Genomic DNA, 18,212 nt, shown 5'->3' with positions numbered 1-18,212 from the left:
TTATATTATAATTAATTCTTTTTATTGATGTATATCTTTCTGTGGTGAATCCTTTTAATAAGGATTCCTTTTTTAGTGCCTCATATATTAATAATGAGCCACTAGAGTTTAAGATAGTTTATACAACAACTATTGAAATTGCTTGATTATAAGGGAATTGTTGATTTCTATTGCTGGGGATCAGCCCTGAAAATTTATCTACAGTAATAATGATTACAGGTATTCTAACTCCGTTAATTAGAAAATTTGTTATTACTTTTGTGTCTCTATTAATTTTTTATAAAAAGTTTTCTTGTGTATACATTTATATTCTCTTACTCTTTTTAAACATTTTAATCTTTTTAAGTTTCTCTTATAGATGTAAAAGGTTTGGTGTAATTATAATCTTTTTAAATATAGTAGATTTTAAAGATGTTATAAGTGGGGTTCTTATAAAAAAAAGCCCTCACAATGAAGTGAAGACCTTTATTCATTTAATATCCGTCAGTATGGCTATGAGTGTATTGTGCGATTTTATGCTCGTTCAATTAAGATCTTAACCACCATGATTTCCGTGAGCATATTGAATAACATCAATAGCTTTATGTGTTTCTGTAGGGGATTGGGCACCAAACATTAAAGTAAAAATAGTAATTACACCAACTAAACCGAGAATTGTCTTTTTCATTTTAATGCCTCCTTCTCAATAACTTTTTTTCCTGCTTGAGAACATGAATAGAAATAATGACTTGCTTTAATATGGTTATTCTCTTTATAAAATGCAGTAGCAAGATATTCTTCGTATTCCTTAATGAATTCGAAAAGTTCTTGCTCTTTAAAATATGATACGCCTTTTAACACTGTCATTTCAAGTGCTTCGGCAGGAAAACCTCCATTCATTGCATCTAATATTTTAAAATGGTGTAGATACTCTATATTTTCAATCTCTTGACAAACGGAATATCCCTTTGCTATGAGATCTTTGGCAACGGAGTGATTTCCTTCCTTCATGTGTTCCCTTGCCTCAATAAAAAGAGCCTTATAATTGTTAGGCATTTTTTGATTTACTTCTGAAAGATATCTAATGGCTAATGGCGAAAGATTTTGAGTAGCATACATTAACCCTAAATTTTGACGCACCATTAAAATAAATTGTTCTTCGTCTATTTTTTGGAACATATCCATTGCTTTCGTGAAATATTCTTCAGCGAGTTCCCATTCTCTCAAATGAGTACAAGCTAAGCCTATAAGATTATCACAGAATGCTACATTGATCTCATACCCAGCATGTTGAGCAAAGATTTCTCTTGCCTCTGATACTTTTTTATAAGATAATAGCCCTTGATATATGTCATAATGGAAAGCTCCAACTTTATAATAAAATTCCGCTTTTTCCAATTCATCAGGAATGCAGTCTAAAAGTTTTTCTGCTTTTTCATAACTCTCCTTTGCGATTTGGTATTTGCCAATAGTAGAGGCATGAATCCCTTTGAAAAAGTGATAATAATAAGCTAAGAAATTATCTGTAGGCATATCAAAAGCCTCAACTTTGTCAAAACTGCTTTTTGAAACGCTTAAATTATCAATTACAAATTGGTATCTAAAATCTAGTAGTGAGTAGTAGAGTAATAAATCTTGATCCACTTCAATATTATGCATCTTAGAATCAATTATTTCTTTTAATTGATGTGCATTACCTATACGCCTTGAGCGGATTTCAAGATACCAATCGTTTAATAGCTTTGTAATTTCATTAATCCCCTTAGCTGAAACCATCATTATATATTCCCCCATCCTATAAAAGTCTACTAATGTTATATATTACCATTATAGCAAAGTATCCAGTTCGTTTAATTGTATTATATTTATTTTTCAATAAAATTCAGAAAAATAGGTTAATTATGATAACCAAATTATATTTGATTTATAGTTCTCTCATTAACAATTCAAGCAAACGTGATGTGATTGAAGTGAGTCGGAAAATAGCATGTTTGCATGAAAGGGGAATGAATAAATATGAAAGCCTCTCTCTGCTATAATGGCAGCTTATTGAAGTTTTAGGCTAATAATTAATAGACAGTTTTAGTTAAGGAAATTTAAAATCCCTGTCTTTAAAGACAGGGATTAAAAAAAGGGATGACAGTTAACAACTGAAGGTACCATTATATTACCATTATTGGAATTTTAATTCCATGTTTTTATGTTGAGAAATAAATAATATATGATGTAAAAGGTGAGATGAGTAGAGGGTTCTTATAGGTTTAGCAATATGAGAAAGTAAATATTTCAATTAAATTTTTCTTGAAACGAGGAGTGGAAGTATTGTTTTTGCTTAGAAAACATTATTCAAAGTTATGTAGAGATTATGATATGAATAAAAAGAGTCTGGTAAAAAATTATAAGACACCAATTCATTGGAACGGTAAAAAACTGTTTTCGGAATAGGTGTCTTTTTGTATTGAGTAGAATGTATTTTCTCAACAGGAAAAATTGTAATTATCTATAAGTATTACTTATAAGGATAATAGGAAAGTAGAAATTAATAATAAAGGAGAATGCGAAATGTTAACAGTAATATCTAATAATGATCTAGCTAAAATCCGTGAAGAAGATGTAGATGTATTGAAGGTAATGGCGCATCCGGTTCGATTAAAAATCATAAGTGAATTAATACATCATAAAATGTGCAATGTTACACAGTTAACAGAAATATTAAAACTTCCACAATCCACTGTTTCACAACACTTAGCAAAGTTAAGAGGAATCGTACTCCGTGCAGAAAGAAAAGGACTAGAGATGCATTATTATATTGATAATACTAAAGCTCGTCAGATTGTAGAAATTTTAGGACTATAGGTAAATTATACGTAAAAGTTTCCTAGGTCTAAGATAAATCATGTACCATCTAATCGAATTATCGCAGAGGAGTTTGGAATTAACCGTACTGTTCCAGGTGCTACCCAATACATACAAGATCTTATTTCTATCTTTAACCAAAAAGGATGGCATAAATCATTCTATGCATTCCGTGAAGACACATGGACAGGGATGAATTATGAATTGGGAACAGGAAAATTAAAATGGGATGAAGAGGGTAAACCGATGCGTCAAGATAATTCACTCTGGGATGTAATAAAAAAAGATCTACAAACGCATAAATAGTTTAGATTGTTAGGTTTAAGGACTAAATGTAAGCATCTAATTCAAATAGAATTAGATGCTTTTTATTTCAAAAAAATGTGGTCGTAATTGTTTAAACCTTTAAAGTGAAAAAAGTTTTATGAATTTTTTGTGAGATCCCAACCCTTAAATGTTGAAATTTATTTACTTATTTCTCCATTTGGATATATTTCTCCAATTGGAGGGAAGTTTAGAATACAGAATCAAAACATAATAGGCTGTTATCGATGAGTTTATCGTAAAGTTGTTATTTAATGTGTCATCAAATAACATTTATATACAATAATACATAAAGAAAAGGAGATATATATATAAAAATATAGAGTAATAGACACAACTTAAATAGTATGAATAGTTTAGATTGTAAAAACATGAAGAAGAAAACAAAAAATCCTTAAGAGTACTAAGGAAAAATGAGGGAGATAATATGGGGAATAATTCAAAACATAAAACTAGAAAAATACTTGCAGCTACTGCTACAGTAACTATGCTTGCGACTGGAATGATTTCTTCATCAGATGTCTTTGCAGAGGAAACGCAGCAGCAAAAAAATTTATCGACATCACTGCAAAGTGAAAAATCAGTTAAATCAGAAAATAGAACATTTACAGTCCCAGGAAAAGGGGATGTTGAGGTACTGAAACAACAGGAAAGAAAAAGTATGGCATTTAGTCCATATGAACCAACTGGTTTATATGCAAAGCCAAATGAACAAATAACGATTAATGTAGAAGGTAATCAAGATATTCAGGTGTATATTGGAACGTATTCGTATGATGCTTCTTGGAGAGAAGATTCTAAGATAAAATCATTTACATTAAAACCTGGTATAAACACAATCCAATCTCCAAATGGGGGGATGATTTATTTTTATAATAAACAACAAGGTGGTAGCATTCGAACAACAATTACAACAGGTGGAACGACTACGCCTTTCTTTGAACTAGGAAAGCATACGAAACAAGATTTAATAAACATGCTGGACCAGTATCCTAATGCACATGCAGTAGAGTTAAAAGGAGAACGTGTATTAATTACGGCTAGCCCTGCACGTGTTAAGAAATATTTGTTGGGTTCTAATACAGATCCTGTACAACTCTTAAAAAAGATGGATGAAGCTACTCGAATTCAAGACAAAGTAGCTGGATTATCTGAAGAACAAGTAGATAAACATTATGTTCATTACGTAGAAGAAAATCATTCTCCTGATTATTATATGTATGCAACTTCTTATCGAACAGCATATGTAGGAGATGCAATCCAATACGTGTTAGATATTAATAAATTTATAACAGATGGCTGGGGCCCTTGGCATGAGGCAGGACATTTGAGACAACAATCGCCCTGGAAGTTTTATAATATGACAGAAGTACAAAATAATATATACAGCCTTTCTGTAGAAAAAGCATTTAATCAACCATCCAACTTAGAGAAAAGTGGAATTTATCCAAAAGCATTTCAATATCTAGAACAAGTGAATAAAAATTATGATGAAATTAGCGATGTTTTTGTAAAGCTTGTTATGCTTTGGCAACTACAGTTAGCGTATGGAGAGGATTTCTATCCTAAATTACATCAATTGTATAGAGACATGCCTTCAAGTGAACTTCCACAAACTGATGAAAATAAAAAACAACTATTTATGATTTCAGCATCAAAAGTAGCCAAACAAAATTTAATTCCTTTCTTTGAGAATTGGGGATTACGTCCAAATAACGATACAATTCAAAAAGTAGCTGCATTAGGATATCCGATTTTAACAGCAGAGATTTGGAAGGGTACGGATTCTAATCCAATTAAACCAGATATGCCTAATGTAAATAATATTTTAGAAGGAAACCAGTTTGCATGGTCACTAAAAGGAATTAGTGATTTCGAGTTTGCAAAAATCAATTTCAATAAATCAACAGAAGAAATGCAAATTGATTTAAAAGCAGGCGTACCACATCATTATTTTAATGAAACATATGCGAGTATTAAAGTACAAAATGCATCAGGTAAAGTAATGTACAATAAAGACATTTATGGGAACAAACAACAAAATGCTGAATCACAAAAAGTTTCAGTCAAAGTAGGAGATTATATTGAGCTGACACATTTAGAAGGTGTGCATAGAGCTACTCTCACAAATGTAGATAATAGTAAACAAGAGAGTTTTGGAAAAAAAGCCATGTACGAAGTTACAAAGGAAGGTCTGAAGAAAGTAAATCAAATTGTTAATCCGAAACCGGACACAGAATCTCCAACACAGCCACAAGGATTATATGCAAGCAACCTTACTTCTAACAGTGTAGAGCTAAAATGGAATCCTTCTACAGATAATGTAGGTGTAAAAGAATATCAGGTATTACGCGATGGACAATTGATTCAAACGGTACAAGGAACGACGTTTACTGATCAAAACTTAACAGTTAATAAGGAATACAAATATGCAGTGAAGGCTGTAGATGCAGCTGGAAATACATCAATTCAAAGTGAAATTCTTCTGGTAAAAACAAAAGATCAAAATGTATCTTATGAGAAATGGGATCCAAAGAAGGCATATACAAAGGGCGATAAAGTTGAACATCAAGGGACAGTGTATGAAGCGGTTCAAAGTCATCAAGGAAATGGGGACCCGAATTGGATATTTGCGTTATCTTTATGGAAACCAATTACAATCAAATAACATGAAAGAATCAGATGTAAAGATAGAACAACATAAAATTGGGGCAGTATTTTAAAGATTTACTGGATGTTGCTTGAATTTTGATAGATTTCTCTACTAAGTTATTATTCAATATTGAACTACTCACCACTTAACGCCCTTACGGACTTTTTGAAGTGGGAGATTCCTGCGAAAACCGGTGTATCCACCGGTTTTCTTAGCAGGCTCTACCCGTAGTCCCTACGGTGAGAACATAAGTATCTTGTACGTTAACGCACCACACTCCCTACTTTAGCTTGGTTTTCGCAACTTCGGTAAGCATGGGGCGATAGAACGTTGAAGATTTTACGGTTGCAACGTTTTTCTGCAACCAACCCCATATCTTCAGTTTTCAAAGAGCAATCTGTATAAGTAAATGATAACAAACATGTTGGCTTATGCCAACCGACATTCATCTCCCACCTAAAATTGGTGTTTTACACCTTCACATTTTTGAAGAAGGAGTCTTCTGTCGGGAAACAATAAAAATTAGAAAAGGATGTAGATTAGTGATTAGTCAGAAAACGAAGAAAAGATTTAATAAAGTTATTATAATGACCGCAGCATGTAGCATGTTTTCTATGTTTGGAACGTCTATTTTGCACACTAAATCTGCAACACATTCAGCTGCTCCAGCAGTTTATGTGAGTCCCAAAAATATACCTGCCTCAGATATTATTAGTATAGACTGGTCACCAGTTCAGACACCACCTTATACGTACTGGGCTGTACACAACTGGAATGCAGGTGGTGAAGCTGGAGGATATGCTGGTTTTCAACAACAAAGTGGGTTCGATGAAAATGGAAAACGTACTTTACATTTTGCCTTATGGGATCCAATTTCCTCTAAAGAAGCAATAAAGGCCGAATACTTATCTCCGAATTCGCAAGCTGGACCCTTTGGAGGAGAAGGAACAGGAATGAAGGTTCAAACAACTTATGGTTGGAAAGACTACAATTGGTACACAATGACAATGCGTTCATGGCAAGAAAATGGTCATACTAAATTTGGACAATGGATGAAAGATGTAACAAAGAATAAATGGCATCAAATTGCAATTATGGACTTTCCGGTTGCTAATGTTGCATTTAATCATGGGTTAGGAATGTTTCAAGAAGACTGGGCTGATAGTGGACAGAATGTTCGAGAAGCGCGCCTGAAAAATGGTTATAGCCGAAAATTAGTTGATAAACAATGGAGTTCTTGGAATAATCAAAGTATTTCTGGAACGCATGATAATACTTATCAATATGATGGAGGAGCTACTTCAGAATATGTATGGGTCAAAGCAGGAGGTAATACGCAGTCTACTATTGGGGCAGGAAAAATATTCACGCTAAATCAACCTACTCAACCTGAAATAGGAAAACTAGATTATGATATCCAATCTATATATTATGAAAATGAAAAATTAAATGTATCTTGGAAACTAAAAGAAAATAGTACACCGCAATTTAAGGGGAAAATTGAGATTTATAACAATGAAAATATGACGGGCCAACCTATTAGCGTAATTGATGATATTAAATCTTATCAAAATGGAATCAGTCAATCTATATCATTACCAACAAGTGCTTATGCAAAAATTGTATTAACGGATATATTTGATCAAACTGTTGAGAAAAAGGTACAAATCAAAAATGAATCTCCAAACATTTTTGAAGGTAATGAATTTGCATGGTCGTTGAAAGGGATTGGAGATTTTGAATTTGCGAAAGTAAATTTAAATAAATCAACAGAAGAAATGCAAATAGATCTAAAAGCAGGTGTACCACATAACTACTTTGATAGTACATATGCAAGTATTAAAGTGCAAAACACATCAGGTAAAGTGGTCTATAACAAAGAGATTTATGGAAACAAACAGCAAAATGCTGAATCGCAAAAAGTTCCAGTCAAAGTAGGCGATTATATAGAGTTAAGACATCTAGAAGGTGTACATAGAGCTACTCTTACAAATGTAGATAATAGTAAGCAAGAGAGCTTTGGAAAAAAAGCTATATACGAAGTTACAAAGGAAGGCCTGAAGAAAGTAGAAAAAATGCCAGAAGCAACAATTTTAGAAGGAAACAAGTTTGCGTGGTCATTAAAAGGATATAGTGATAGAGAAATTGCAAAAGTAGATTATGATAAAACAGTAGAAGAGATGAAGGTAAAACTAGAATCAGGTGTACCACATTCCTATTTTGCTATTACATATGCGAGTATTAAGGTTCAAAATTCTTCTGGCAACGTTCTGTACAATAAGGAAATCGTGGGAAATAAACAACAAAATGCTGAAAGCCAAACTGTGCCCGTCAAGGTAGGGGATTACATTGAATTTACCCATATAGAAGGAGAAGCAACAAAGGAAAAAACGCGAGCAACTTTAACTAACCTTGAAAATAACAAAAATGAAACCATTGGAAAGACAGCGAGGTATCAAGTGACAAAAGAAGGCTTGAAGAAAGTAGAGAAAATGCCAGAAACAACGGTTTTAGATGGAAATCAATTCGCTTGGTCATTAAAGGGATATAATGATCGAGAAATCGCGAAAATAGAATATAACAAAGCAACAGAAAAAATGCAGATTAAATTAGAAGCGGGTATCCCCCATTCTTATTTTACTAATACGTATGCAAGCATTAAAGTCCAGAATTCATCCGGTAATATTTTGTACAATAAAGAAATTATAGGAAATAGACAACAATCTGCTGAGAGCCAAACTGTTTCAGTCAAAGTAGGAGATTGTATTGAGTTTACTCATATAGAGGGAGAAGCACAAAAGGAAAAGACACGCGCCACACTTACTAATCTTGAGAATAGTAAACAGGAGTATATGGGAAAGAAAAGAATATATCAGGTTACCTCTATGGGATTATTAATAAAGCCATAGATTTCAATACAAAAGTTAAATTATAGATTTATATATTATATAAAAATCTTAACCATTATACGCATTAAAAAATGCTTAAGAGAATATAGATTGGCGGGTATAGTATGAACATATTTAAAGGGTTTCTAATTTCATCAATTGCAATGACCACATTTGTAGGAACAGATCTAATCCTACAAAATGATAGTATTCATAATAAAGTTTACGCTGAATCTAATAATGTCACATACAAAGAAAGAGATTCACAGGAAGAAAGATTAATTGTAAAGTTTAAAAATCAAATTGACTTACCTTATGAAGATGGTATTGAGAAACGAATAAAAAATGGGGATTATGATAACAATTTAAAGCAGTTATTTTCCGAAAATACAGAACTTACTTTGAATCGTCTGTTCTCATCTGTAAATCCGATAGAGATTGAAAAGTTATCAGTACAATCTAAATCAGTTGCTAATGAATCAGCTAATAATTTATTAAATTATTATATTGTACAAGCTCCTAATAACATAGAAATAGAATTATTACTGAAAAAATTTGAAACATCTTCTCTCGTAGAGGAGGCTTATATACAAGAAAAACAAATTTTGACACCCCCTGAAATACAGTTACCAAATTTATCTGTTAATCCGTACGATGATCCTAGATTTAAAAATCAAGGATATCTTGAAGCGGCACCAAAGGGAATTAATGCCTCGCATGCTTGGAGCATTAAAGGTGGTGATGGGAAGGGTACAACTTTTGTGGATATGGAATATGGATGGTTATTGAACCATGAGGATTTAGTCAATAAAAATATTAAGCTTATGTCGGGACAAAATATAAGCCAGCATAGAGCTCATGGTACTTCTGTATTAGGAATTGTTTCATCTGAAGATAATCAAATTGGAAATATTGGAATTGCACCAAAAGCAAATGTAAAAGTAATATCCCAGATTAGGGATAATGGAATTTATAATACGGCGGATGCTATTTTAAGTGCTGTACATAATTTACAAGCGGGAGATATTCTTTTATTAGAGGCACAAGCTTCGTATGATGGGTATGGGGATAAATATTTACCTGTAGAAGTACATCCAGATATTTTTGATGCAATTCGTGTTGGTGCAGATAAAGGGATTATTCTTATAGAAGCTGGCGCAAATGGTTCAAACGACTTAGATAATTTTAAAGATCGTAATGGAAAAAAGATCTTAAATCGAAATAGTCCAGACTTCAAGGATTCAGGTGCTATTATGGTTGGGGCGGGATCATCAACTGTTCCACATAAACGTTTATGGTTTTCAAATTATGGAAGTCGATTAGATGTATATGGATGGGGAGAAAATGTTGATACAACATCAGCAAATCCAAGTCAAAATACTACAAATTTATATACATCAACATTTAGTGGAACATCAAGTGCTTCACCAATTATTGCTGGAGCAGCAACTTCGATACAAGGTATTGCTAAAGAACATCGAGGCTCTCCTTATACACCAGTAGAATTAAGAAATATCTTAAGTAATCCGAATACAGGAACAAAATCTCAAGATCCGTGGAATGATAGAATAGGTGTTTTACCTGATTTAAAAACTATATTAGATAACTTAGGTTTTAATTCAGATATACCGAACTCTTCTAGTATTTTAGAAGGAAAGCAGTTTGCATGGTCCCTAAAAGGAATTAGTGATTTTGAGTTTGCTAAAATTAATTTCAATAAATCGACAGAAGAAATGCAAGTGGACTTAAAAGCAGGCGTACCGCATCATTATTTTAATGAAACATATGCGAGTATTAAAGTCCAAAATGCATCAGGAAAAGTAGTATACAATAAAGACATTTATGGAAATAAACAACAAAATGCTGAATCGCAAAAAGTTTCAGTCAAATTAGGAGATTATATTGAGTTAACACATCTAGAAGGTGTGCATAGAGCTACTCTCACAAACGTAGATAATAGTAAACAAGAGAGCTTTGGAAAAAAAGTCATATACGAAGTTACAAAAGAAGGCTTGAAGAAAGTAGAAAAAATGCCAGAAACAACAGTTTTAGATGGAAATCAATTTGCATGGTCCCTAAAAGGAATTAGTGATTTCGAGTTTGCAAAAGTTAATTTTAATAAGTCGACAGAAGAAATGCAAATCGACTTAAAAGCAGGCGTACCGCATCATTATTTTAATGAAACGTATGCGAGTATTAAAGTACAAAATGCAACGGGGAAAGTAGTATACAATAAAGACATTTATGGAAACAAACAACAAAATGCTGAATCGCAAAAGGTTCCAGTTAAAGTAGGAGATTATATTGAGTTGACACACCTAGAAGGTGTGCATAGAGCTACTTTAATAAATGTAGACAGCAGTAAACAAGAAAGCTTTGGAAAAAAAGTCATGTACGAAGTTACAAAAGAAGGCTTGAAGAAAGTAGAAAAAATGCCAGAAACAACAGTTTTAGATGGAAATCATTTTGGGTGGTCTTTAAAAGGATATAGTGATAGAGAAATCGCAAAAGTTGATTATAATAGGACAACAGAGAAAATGCAGGTGAATTTAGAAGCAGGCGTACCACATTCTTACTTTAATAATACGTATGCAAGTATTACAGTAAAGAATTCAACCGGTAGTGTTGTATACAATAAGGATATAGTGGGAAATAGTCAACAAACTGCTGAAAGTCAAACCGTGCCGGTAAAAGTGGGAGATTACATTGAGTTGACCCATATAGAAGGGGAAGCAGTAAAGGAAAAGACACGCGCTACACTTATTAACTTTGAGAATAATAAACAAGAATATATAGGCAAAAAAAGAATCTATCAAGTTACTTCAACGGGATTAAACAAAATAGATTAATATGAAGAACATTCTAATTATTAGTTAGATGCAAATAGTCGTTCATTATGAACGGCTATTTGGCTTTTATTTAACAATACGCTCTCTTTTTTATATACTCTCGTTGCCATCAAATGCTACATTTTTTTATAAATATGTTTTTGAATTAATAAATGTTTAAGTGCAATAGATTTGAGAAAAAAGAAACAGAATAGTAGGGTATTTGTTGATAAATACTCTCAAATATTACAATGTTTTACATATTTGATATGATGTAGATGAGTTCTATGTATATTAAGGGAGGAATGGGAATGAAAAGGTTTATAACACGTGCAAGAGGTAATACAGTCTCAAAAAATTTAGTTTTAATGGTGTTGTCGATGGTTTTAATGATATTTATGATTACACCATCCAATGATGTATCTGCAGCCAACCTATCAAAAGCAGCTACATTAAAAGGCGTGAATTTATTTAATGGAAGTTGGACAGTTGCTATACAGGCAGCAAATTTACAATATGTTTCTGCTGAGCCTTTGGGAAATGTAACAGCAAATCGTAATGTAGTTAATGAATGGGAGAAATTTGAATTAATTCCGACTGGAGAATTATATACGTACGCTTTAAAAGCCAAAAGTAATGGGAAGTATGTTTCGTTTGAGCCAAATGGTAGAGTAGTAGCAGATCGTACATCAATTGGGACATGGGAAAAGTTTATCTTATATAATGGTGGAGACAATAGGATATATGTATTACAAGCACTCAGTAATGGTAGGTATATATCAGCAAATGGTGGTAGAGAATTAACGGCTACTAGTTATGTAGCTGGAAGCTGGGAAAGATTTGTTATTGTATACTTCTAAACTTTGAAGTGTAAAGGGCTGCAGGTAATTAGCAGTCCTTTTTACATGCTAAATAAGGACTTACTGAGGTTATAATGAAAAGAAAAAGAACCCTATAGGGTTCTTTTTCAAGGCATATTAACAGTAAGGAGAATCATGAAATGCTACTTCAAATCTTTATTAGGGGAAAGATTTTGAATAAGCTTAACATACATCTATTTTTACATAAATGTAAGATATAGTAAATTGATAATATTTATACTTACTATTACTAATATTCAATTAAGATAGTTAACACTATGTATATAGTGTTAACTGGTGTTTAGTACAGTATACATTTAGAAATTTAATATTAGATTTCATTTGTTAAAAAAGCTAGAGAAAGTAGTTATGAAAGCAATGAACTAATAAAGAATTTAACAAAATAGTTATTTTGTTAAATAAAAAGCTATGTCTTGTCTATGTAAATATATGTTTGGTTTATACAAACTGTGAGTATTTTTAAGTAAATTATTTGTTTATAAACAAATATAAAGAGCGTCCTCCAGGACGCTCTTCCACCCAAACTTACAATGAAAAAGAATACGTGACATTGTATGCGTTTTTTTTCTCTTTGTGTAGTTTATCAACAAAAAAGAGCGCTTTTAAAGGCGCCCAATGATCAAGATTTATGTAAAAAAGGTGCACAAGATATGGTATGTATGCTTCTTAATCTTGGTGCAGATTTAATACAAAATCCTTATTTGAAAACAAGAAGCCTTAGAGTTAGGGCTCTAGGGCTTCTTGTTTTGGTATTCTCACATGGTTTTTCAAAAAGAATAGAACATATTGAAGATAACATGTGAATGTTTCATAAATGTATCAAAAAAGTGAACAAAATTGCTATTGCAGAAGAAGCAGAAATGAAGTTTCTAATACGTAAGTACGTGAAAGGTATTATTTCCAGTGGATAAAATGCGCATGGGACACCTAATCATTATTTTATCGGGGGAAAAGAATATGTTATGAACTTGGTGGAATGAAAAAATGAAAATTTTACTTTTAGAGTGAAACTAAACAAAAATGCTATTTTGTAGAGCTTTAATTCCATGAGAAAAGAGCACTTCGTAAAAGTACTCTTTTGACCAAAATCCATTTTGTAAAAGAGAGGAATACGTAATATCATATGAATTTATTTTTAAATGTGTTTAAAATCGTATAAAAACTTCTTTTTGCAAAACAAAGCAGCCAGCTTAATTAGCTAACTGCTTGTTGTACAAAAGAAAATTAGGCCCTACAAGTAAAAGATATGTAACTTTAAGTTACAACTATATTATAAGCAGAATTAAACATGTTATGCGGTAGTAAAAATAAGCTTAATCAAACTTTCATTTTGTATTAAGTTGGAGTATAAAAAGAGCACTTAGTAAAGTGCTCTCGTGACGAGTCTCATTTTATAACGACTATTTTATAAAGAAAGGAACTCAGGATATTATATGTGCGCCAGTCAATTGAGTACCTTGTACAAATAAAGAGCAGCTAACAAAAGTTAACTGCTCAAGTTGTATTATGAGTAGTATTGTTAGAATATCGAATTTTATCCGTTTAATAAAAAAAGCAGCTAGCAAAAGCTAGCTACTTAGCCCCAAGGAAGGGAGAGGAGCAATCAATTAGGTCTAAGTTTGGAATAAGGTTTTTAGATTTTAAGATCTAACCTAAGTATAGTATCGATTTTATTTGAGTTATTAGGCATATAAATGGTTCCTCTTAAATTATTGCCTTTTTAAGAGAACGGAAAGAGTTTTTCGAGTTAGCATCTTTTGCATAATAATTATTAAAGAGGGAATTTCTACTTAGAAATACTTTTAAGCAGAAGAATAGACTAGTCTATTTTAATTTCTAATGGTCCCAGTATCTTTTATTTTGACGTGCGTCTTTACATTTATTTTAGCCTCTGCTAACGCTTGCAACCAATCTCCTTTTACTTTTTTCCATTCTTTATATTGAAAAGCTCTAGCATATAGGGATAATCCGATTGGATCAATTTTATTCTGTTGTATTTCATTTAATATATTTTGTAAATTATTATTAATTTCTTTTTGAATAGCACTTTTTAAATGATATATATTTTTTTTATTATCATAGTACCCCTTAATTAAATTCGGATTGGTTTTTTCTATTAAAGCTACATTAGCATATATATCGAGATTAAATACAAACTTTCCGTTTTGAAAAGTAACATCTACCTTCCTTGTCGCGTTCTGTACGAAGATAGAAGTATTTGTTTTTTTGTTGGAATTTTTAGGAGGCAGTGCAAGGTGTAGTATCATTCGCCCGTTACTTTTTGACTTATTTAAAAGATTGAAAAATTTAACATCTTTTTTAGGGATATAAGTTAAATATTTCCCTTTTCGATTTAAAAATGCAATTCCTACTGTGTCGATTTCATTCTTTGTTTTTTTGATAATTGGAACAGTTTGCGTCATTCCATCTTCATTTTGTTCTCTCATTAATTGCTGAATTGTAGAAGAGACGGATTGGTTATTTTGAATTGAGGATTCGATTACACCATTTATATAAGATGATAGTGATGGTTTACTAGGCTTATACATTTTAAAAATTTCTTCTGCAGGCCCATCTACAAGTACTACTTTTGCATTAATGGTAGCGTAAGGATCACGGTAAGAAGAATCAAGCTCCTGTAACCAATTTGCTTCTTGCGCTAATTTTTTCCCAATTAAAATGATTTCAGCTTTGGAAGCTGTCATAAAGCCCGTTAACTTTGTATCTATCTTACTGAATCCAGTATATACAGTTGATGCTTTTGTCCAATGTTCTATAGTACTTTTTTGTTGCTTATGATGAAAGAGTGGTATACTTGTTCCAACTTTTATGTCTCCATTAGCGGTTCTATCCAAGCCAATTAACAGGATTAATGAAACCTTCTCAAGAGGAATTCTTTGACTACAACCAATTATATATACACAACAAATTAAAACCCATATCCATTTTCGAATCAAAGTTGTTTCCTCCTAGTAACCCAAGTAAAAAGAATACTGTAAACGAAAAAAATAATTGGTAATAGAATAAAGAAAACGACATTTAAGATATCCATAAGAGAATATATAAACAAATATTGATCCACATCGGGATTTAGGAAAATAAATAGACTAACTATAAATAACATAAAAGCAAGTAGCGCCCAATTACGAACGTTTTTTTGAAGTGAAATGGTCACAGATTCAAAACTGAAAAATAAATACGGATATATTGTAGTGGAAAATACAATCAAGTAGTAAGCGATATATATAATTTCTAATCTTTCCATGAAAGAAAAACGAACCCCTTTTAACAGATGAAATACTGGCCAGATTACGTCTTTTATCCCCTCTGGACTAAAGTATATATAAGAAAGAATAGTCACATATAGATAGAAAAGCATAGTTCCAGTATTCGCTATTAGCAGCCCTTTTATGGCTTTTTGTTTTTTTTGTAAGAACGGGTATATATAATATGCAATTTCTAAGCCAGCATAAGGTGTAATGGTTTCTTTTGTTGCCTTTATAATAGGGTATAATCCATCTTTAAAAATAGGTAGTAGGTGTAAAGGGTTGTAGTTAGTCTTTAGTGAAAAAAGAAGAAATAGTGGCATCCAAGTAGTGAAGAAGAAAACAAGCATAGAATAACTAGTAAGAGCCCTTAACCCACTCAGAGCTAAAATAATAAAAGGTAATAGTAATAATATGGTGATTTGATAAGCAGGAGTGGAAGGGAATATCCACACTTTTACAATATCAGTTGCCTTTAATAAAGTATTAAATCCAGCAAAAAATAGATAAGAGGCATATGCAAGAAAAAGAATTGTTCCTATCCATTTACCAAAGTATGTTTTTAAGATTTGTGAGAAATTTTTTTTGGGATTTTTTTGTAACATTAATATAATAATTACACCGATTATAGAAGTAACTATCCATCCGAGAATGATCGAAATCCAGCCATCTGTACCAGCAGTAGTAGCAAGTGGGCTTGGCATAATTAACATACCAGATGCAAGTTGCAGCGAATGGATGAAAATAATAAATTCGAATAAAGTTATATTTTTGAATTTAAGATTCCCCATGCGGACCACCTTCTTTTTTCTTTTCTTGTTTCGGCTGTCCAGTACTCGAGCGGGTGGTAATCATCGAAATAGGAAACCTTACAAAAGAATCTTTTAACTCTTGAAGCCGAAATGGCGCGATTGGCAATCCGTATGGTGAACCATAGGAAGTCAGTGAAACAAAATGAGCAAATAAGAGCATTAATCCACTAACAATACCTACAACCCCATAAAAGTATGCCAATAACATCATTGGAAAACGAATAAGGCGTATAGAACTTGATAAATCATAATTAGAAACAATAAATGATGCAATGGCTGTAATAGATACGATAATAACCATAACGTTACTCACAAGTCCAGCTTGAACAGCCGCCTGTCCAATTACAATCCCTCCAACAATACCAATAGTTTGTCCAATAGGTTGTGGTAAGCGAATACCAGCTTCACGTAGCATTTCCAGTGTAATTTCCATTATAAAAGCTTCCAATAAGGGAGAGAAGGGGACCTTAACTCTTGACGTTGCAATAGAAGTGTATAAATCTATAGGAATGATCTCAAAGTGAAAGGATACTATAGCAATATAAAATGCGGGTAAAAAAATAGCTATAATAAATCCTGCAAATCGTAATAAGCGAAAAAAAGATGCAATGAGCCAATGAATATTATAGTCATCTGGGGTTTGAAAAAATCCAATCAAATTCATAGGAACAACCATAGCACCAGGGGATCTATCCATTAACACTGCTACTTTCCCATCAAGTATATGGTTTGAAATAGCGTCTGGACGTTCGCTTAAATAAGCCTGTGGAAAAGGAGTCCAATTTTGATCTTTTGTATAATTAGATAGCTCTCCAATACTTAATACCGCATCTGTTTTGATTTTGCAGATTCTAGTTTCTATTTCTTGGACTACATCTGCGTTTGCTACATCACCTAAGTAAATTAAATAGACTAAAGAAGTGGCTCGTTCTCCAATCGTCAGCTTTTTGATTTTTAACTCTGTAGAAGGAATATATCGACGAATTAGGCCTATATTTTTTGTGACATTCTCAATAAAACCATCATGTGAGCCTTTAATAGTAACTTCTGAAATTGGTTCTTGAATGGCTCTCTCTGCCCAGCCTTTTGTATTTATTAGAAGTGACCGATTTTCTCCTTCCATAAACAGTACACATTGACCCTCAAGTAATCCTTCTTTAATTTCATTCCATGTATATACGATTTTTGTATGAGTAGCAATAATATTAGAATTAAAAATTTGACTGTCTTCATTTACTTCTTGTAATAATGGTGTAACAACATTGGCTTTTAATGCAACACCATCTGTAAGGCCTTCAAAATAATAAAGTAAAATATTCGTGTTTGTTTTTAATTGCAAAGGATGTTCAATCAAATCTGCACTAATATCAAAGATATTATCTAGTGTATTTTTAAGTTGTTTTAGGTTATTTGTTTCGATCTTTTCAATGGTTTTATATGTCTTAGTTTCTAAGGTCTCTTCATTTAAGGACAAAATTGACACCTCTTTAATATATACCGATTAGTTGTAGTTATTATTTTTATATAATTGAATTTTATTCATTAATTTAATCGAATTGGATGTAAGAATTGATAAATTTGATGTGCTATATTATTAATTCAATAATTGAGAGGAAAAAAGTAGAGGTAATTTGTGTGAAAATCTAAGTTTCAAGATAGAATTAAAATTTCAATGATTATAACAAAAAAGAACCATTGATAGGCTCTTTTTCATAGTTGGTAAAT

Annotated in this window: 11 protein-coding genes and 1 pseudogene; 7 read left to right on the top strand and 5 right to left on the bottom strand. The window is 32.1% G+C overall.

Translation table 11 applies throughout. From position 1 onward, the window contains the following. Positions 1–535: 535 nt before the first annotated feature. Positions 536–667 carry a hypothetical protein gene (locus tag NST27_RS27425; protein WP_000751016.1) on the bottom strand — a complete coding sequence of 44 codons (132 nt, stop codon included), beginning with the start codon at positions 665–667 and terminating at the stop codon, positions 536–538. Further along, a complete protein-coding gene (locus NST27_RS27420) occupies positions 664–1,758 on the bottom strand; it encodes a response regulator aspartate phosphatase (protein ID WP_000989765.1) in 1,095 nt (364 codons plus the stop codon). Before NST27_RS27420 ends, NST27_RS27425 begins: the two co-directional genes overlap by 4 nt. Positions 1,759–2,541: 783 nt before the next feature. On the opposite strand from NST27_RS27420, the gene NST27_RS27415 reads away from it, so the two are divergent. From NST27_RS27415 to NST27_RS27385, 7 genes and pseudogenes are all read left to right on the top strand, one after another. Next, positions 2,542–2,835: an ArsR/SmtB family transcription factor gene (locus tag NST27_RS27415; RefSeq protein ID WP_000958631.1), complete on the top strand. Its 294-nt coding sequence runs from the start codon at positions 2,542–2,544 to the stop codon at positions 2,833–2,835. Positions 2,836–2,862: 27 nt separating this feature from the next. Beyond that, a pseudogene (locus NST27_RS27410) lies at positions 2,863–3,141 on the top strand (glycoside hydrolase family 5 protein); the annotation flags it as partial. A 445-nt stretch (positions 3,142–3,586) separates the two neighbouring features. Then, entirely contained in the window at positions 3,587–5,827 is a 2,241-nt protein-coding gene (locus NST27_RS27405) for a M60 family metallopeptidase (protein ID WP_000527906.1), read from the top strand. 527 nt (positions 5,828–6,354) lie between these two features. After that, positions 6,355–8,721, top strand: coding sequence for a putative mucin/carbohydrate-binding domain-containing protein (locus NST27_RS27400; protein ID WP_047387449.1), 2,367 nt, complete (start codon positions 6,355–6,357; stop codon positions 8,719–8,721). A 104-nt stretch (positions 8,722–8,825) separates the two neighbouring features. Continuing rightward, positions 8,826–11,549 carry a putative mucin/carbohydrate-binding domain-containing protein gene (locus NST27_RS27395; protein ID WP_047387447.1) on the top strand — a complete coding sequence of 908 codons (2,724 nt, stop codon included), beginning with the start codon at positions 8,826–8,828 and terminating at the stop codon, positions 11,547–11,549. Between the two features lie 290 nt (positions 11,550–11,839). Next, positions 11,840–12,388 (top strand): fascin domain-containing protein, encoded by a 549-nt coding sequence (locus NST27_RS27390; protein ID WP_047387444.1) that lies wholly within the window; start codon positions 11,840–11,842, stop codon positions 12,386–12,388. Between the two features lie 575 nt (positions 12,389–12,963). Next, complete coding sequence (locus tag NST27_RS27385) at positions 12,964–13,212, top strand: hypothetical protein (protein WP_047387441.1); 249 nt, start codon at positions 12,964–12,966, stop codon at positions 13,210–13,212. Between the two features lie 1,026 nt (positions 13,213–14,238). On the opposite strand, the gene NST27_RS27380 is transcribed toward NST27_RS27385, so the two are convergent. Genes NST27_RS27380 through NST27_RS27370 form a run of 3 tightly spaced genes read right to left on the bottom strand, consistent with a single transcriptional unit; the run spans position 14,239 to position 17,961 of the window. Beyond that, positions 14,239–15,366: a Ger(x)C family spore germination protein gene (locus NST27_RS27380; RefSeq protein WP_047387438.1), complete on the bottom strand. Its 1,128-nt coding sequence runs from the start codon at positions 15,364–15,366 to the stop codon at positions 14,239–14,241. Then, positions 15,363–16,466: a GerAB/ArcD/ProY family transporter gene (locus NST27_RS27375; protein WP_047387435.1), complete on the bottom strand. Its 1,104-nt coding sequence runs from the start codon at positions 16,464–16,466 to the stop codon at positions 15,363–15,365. The genes NST27_RS27380 and NST27_RS27375 overlap by 4 nt, the downstream gene beginning before the upstream one ends. Then, entirely contained in the window at positions 16,453–17,961 is a 1,509-nt protein-coding gene (locus NST27_RS27370; protein WP_047387432.1) for a spore germination protein, read from the bottom strand. The genes NST27_RS27375 and NST27_RS27370 overlap by 14 nt, the downstream gene beginning before the upstream one ends. Positions 17,962–18,212 lie beyond the last annotated feature (251 nt).

The organism is Bacillus sp. FSL W8-0770 (assembly GCF_038008705.1).
Lineage (GTDB): Bacteria > Bacillota > Bacilli > Bacillales > Bacillaceae_G > Bacillus_A > Bacillus_A cereus.
This window is presented reverse-complemented; position numbering and strand designations above follow the sequence as displayed.

What these genes read in the sequence shown, in the direction of transcription:
- NST27_RS27425 (WP_000751016.1), bottom strand. Translation starts at nt 667, where the DNA reads ATGAAAAAGACAATTCTCGGTTTAGTTGGTGTAATTACTATTTTTACT.
- NST27_RS27415 (WP_000958631.1), top strand. Translation starts at nt 2,542, where the DNA reads ATGTTAACAGTAATATCTAATAATGATCTAGCTAAAATCCGTGAAGAA.
- NST27_RS27385 (WP_047387441.1), top strand. Translation starts at nt 12,964, where the DNA reads ATGCGTTTTTTTTCTCTTTGTGTAGTTTATCAACAAAAAAGAGCGCTT.
- NST27_RS27405 (WP_000527906.1), top strand. Translation starts at nt 3,587, where the DNA reads ATGGGGAATAATTCAAAACATAAAACTAGAAAAATACTTGCAGCTACT.
- NST27_RS27420 (WP_000989765.1), bottom strand. Translation starts at nt 1,758, where the DNA reads ATGATGGTTTCAGCTAAGGGGATTAATGAAATTACAAAGCTATTAAAC.
- NST27_RS27390 (WP_047387444.1), top strand. Translation starts at nt 11,840, where the DNA reads ATGAAAAGGTTTATAACACGTGCAAGAGGTAATACAGTCTCAAAAAAT.
- NST27_RS27395 (WP_047387447.1), top strand. Translation starts at nt 8,826, where the DNA reads ATGAACATATTTAAAGGGTTTCTAATTTCATCAATTGCAATGACCACA.
- NST27_RS27375 (WP_047387435.1), bottom strand. Translation starts at nt 16,466, where the DNA reads ATGGGGAATCTTAAATTCAAAAATATAACTTTATTCGAATTTATTATT.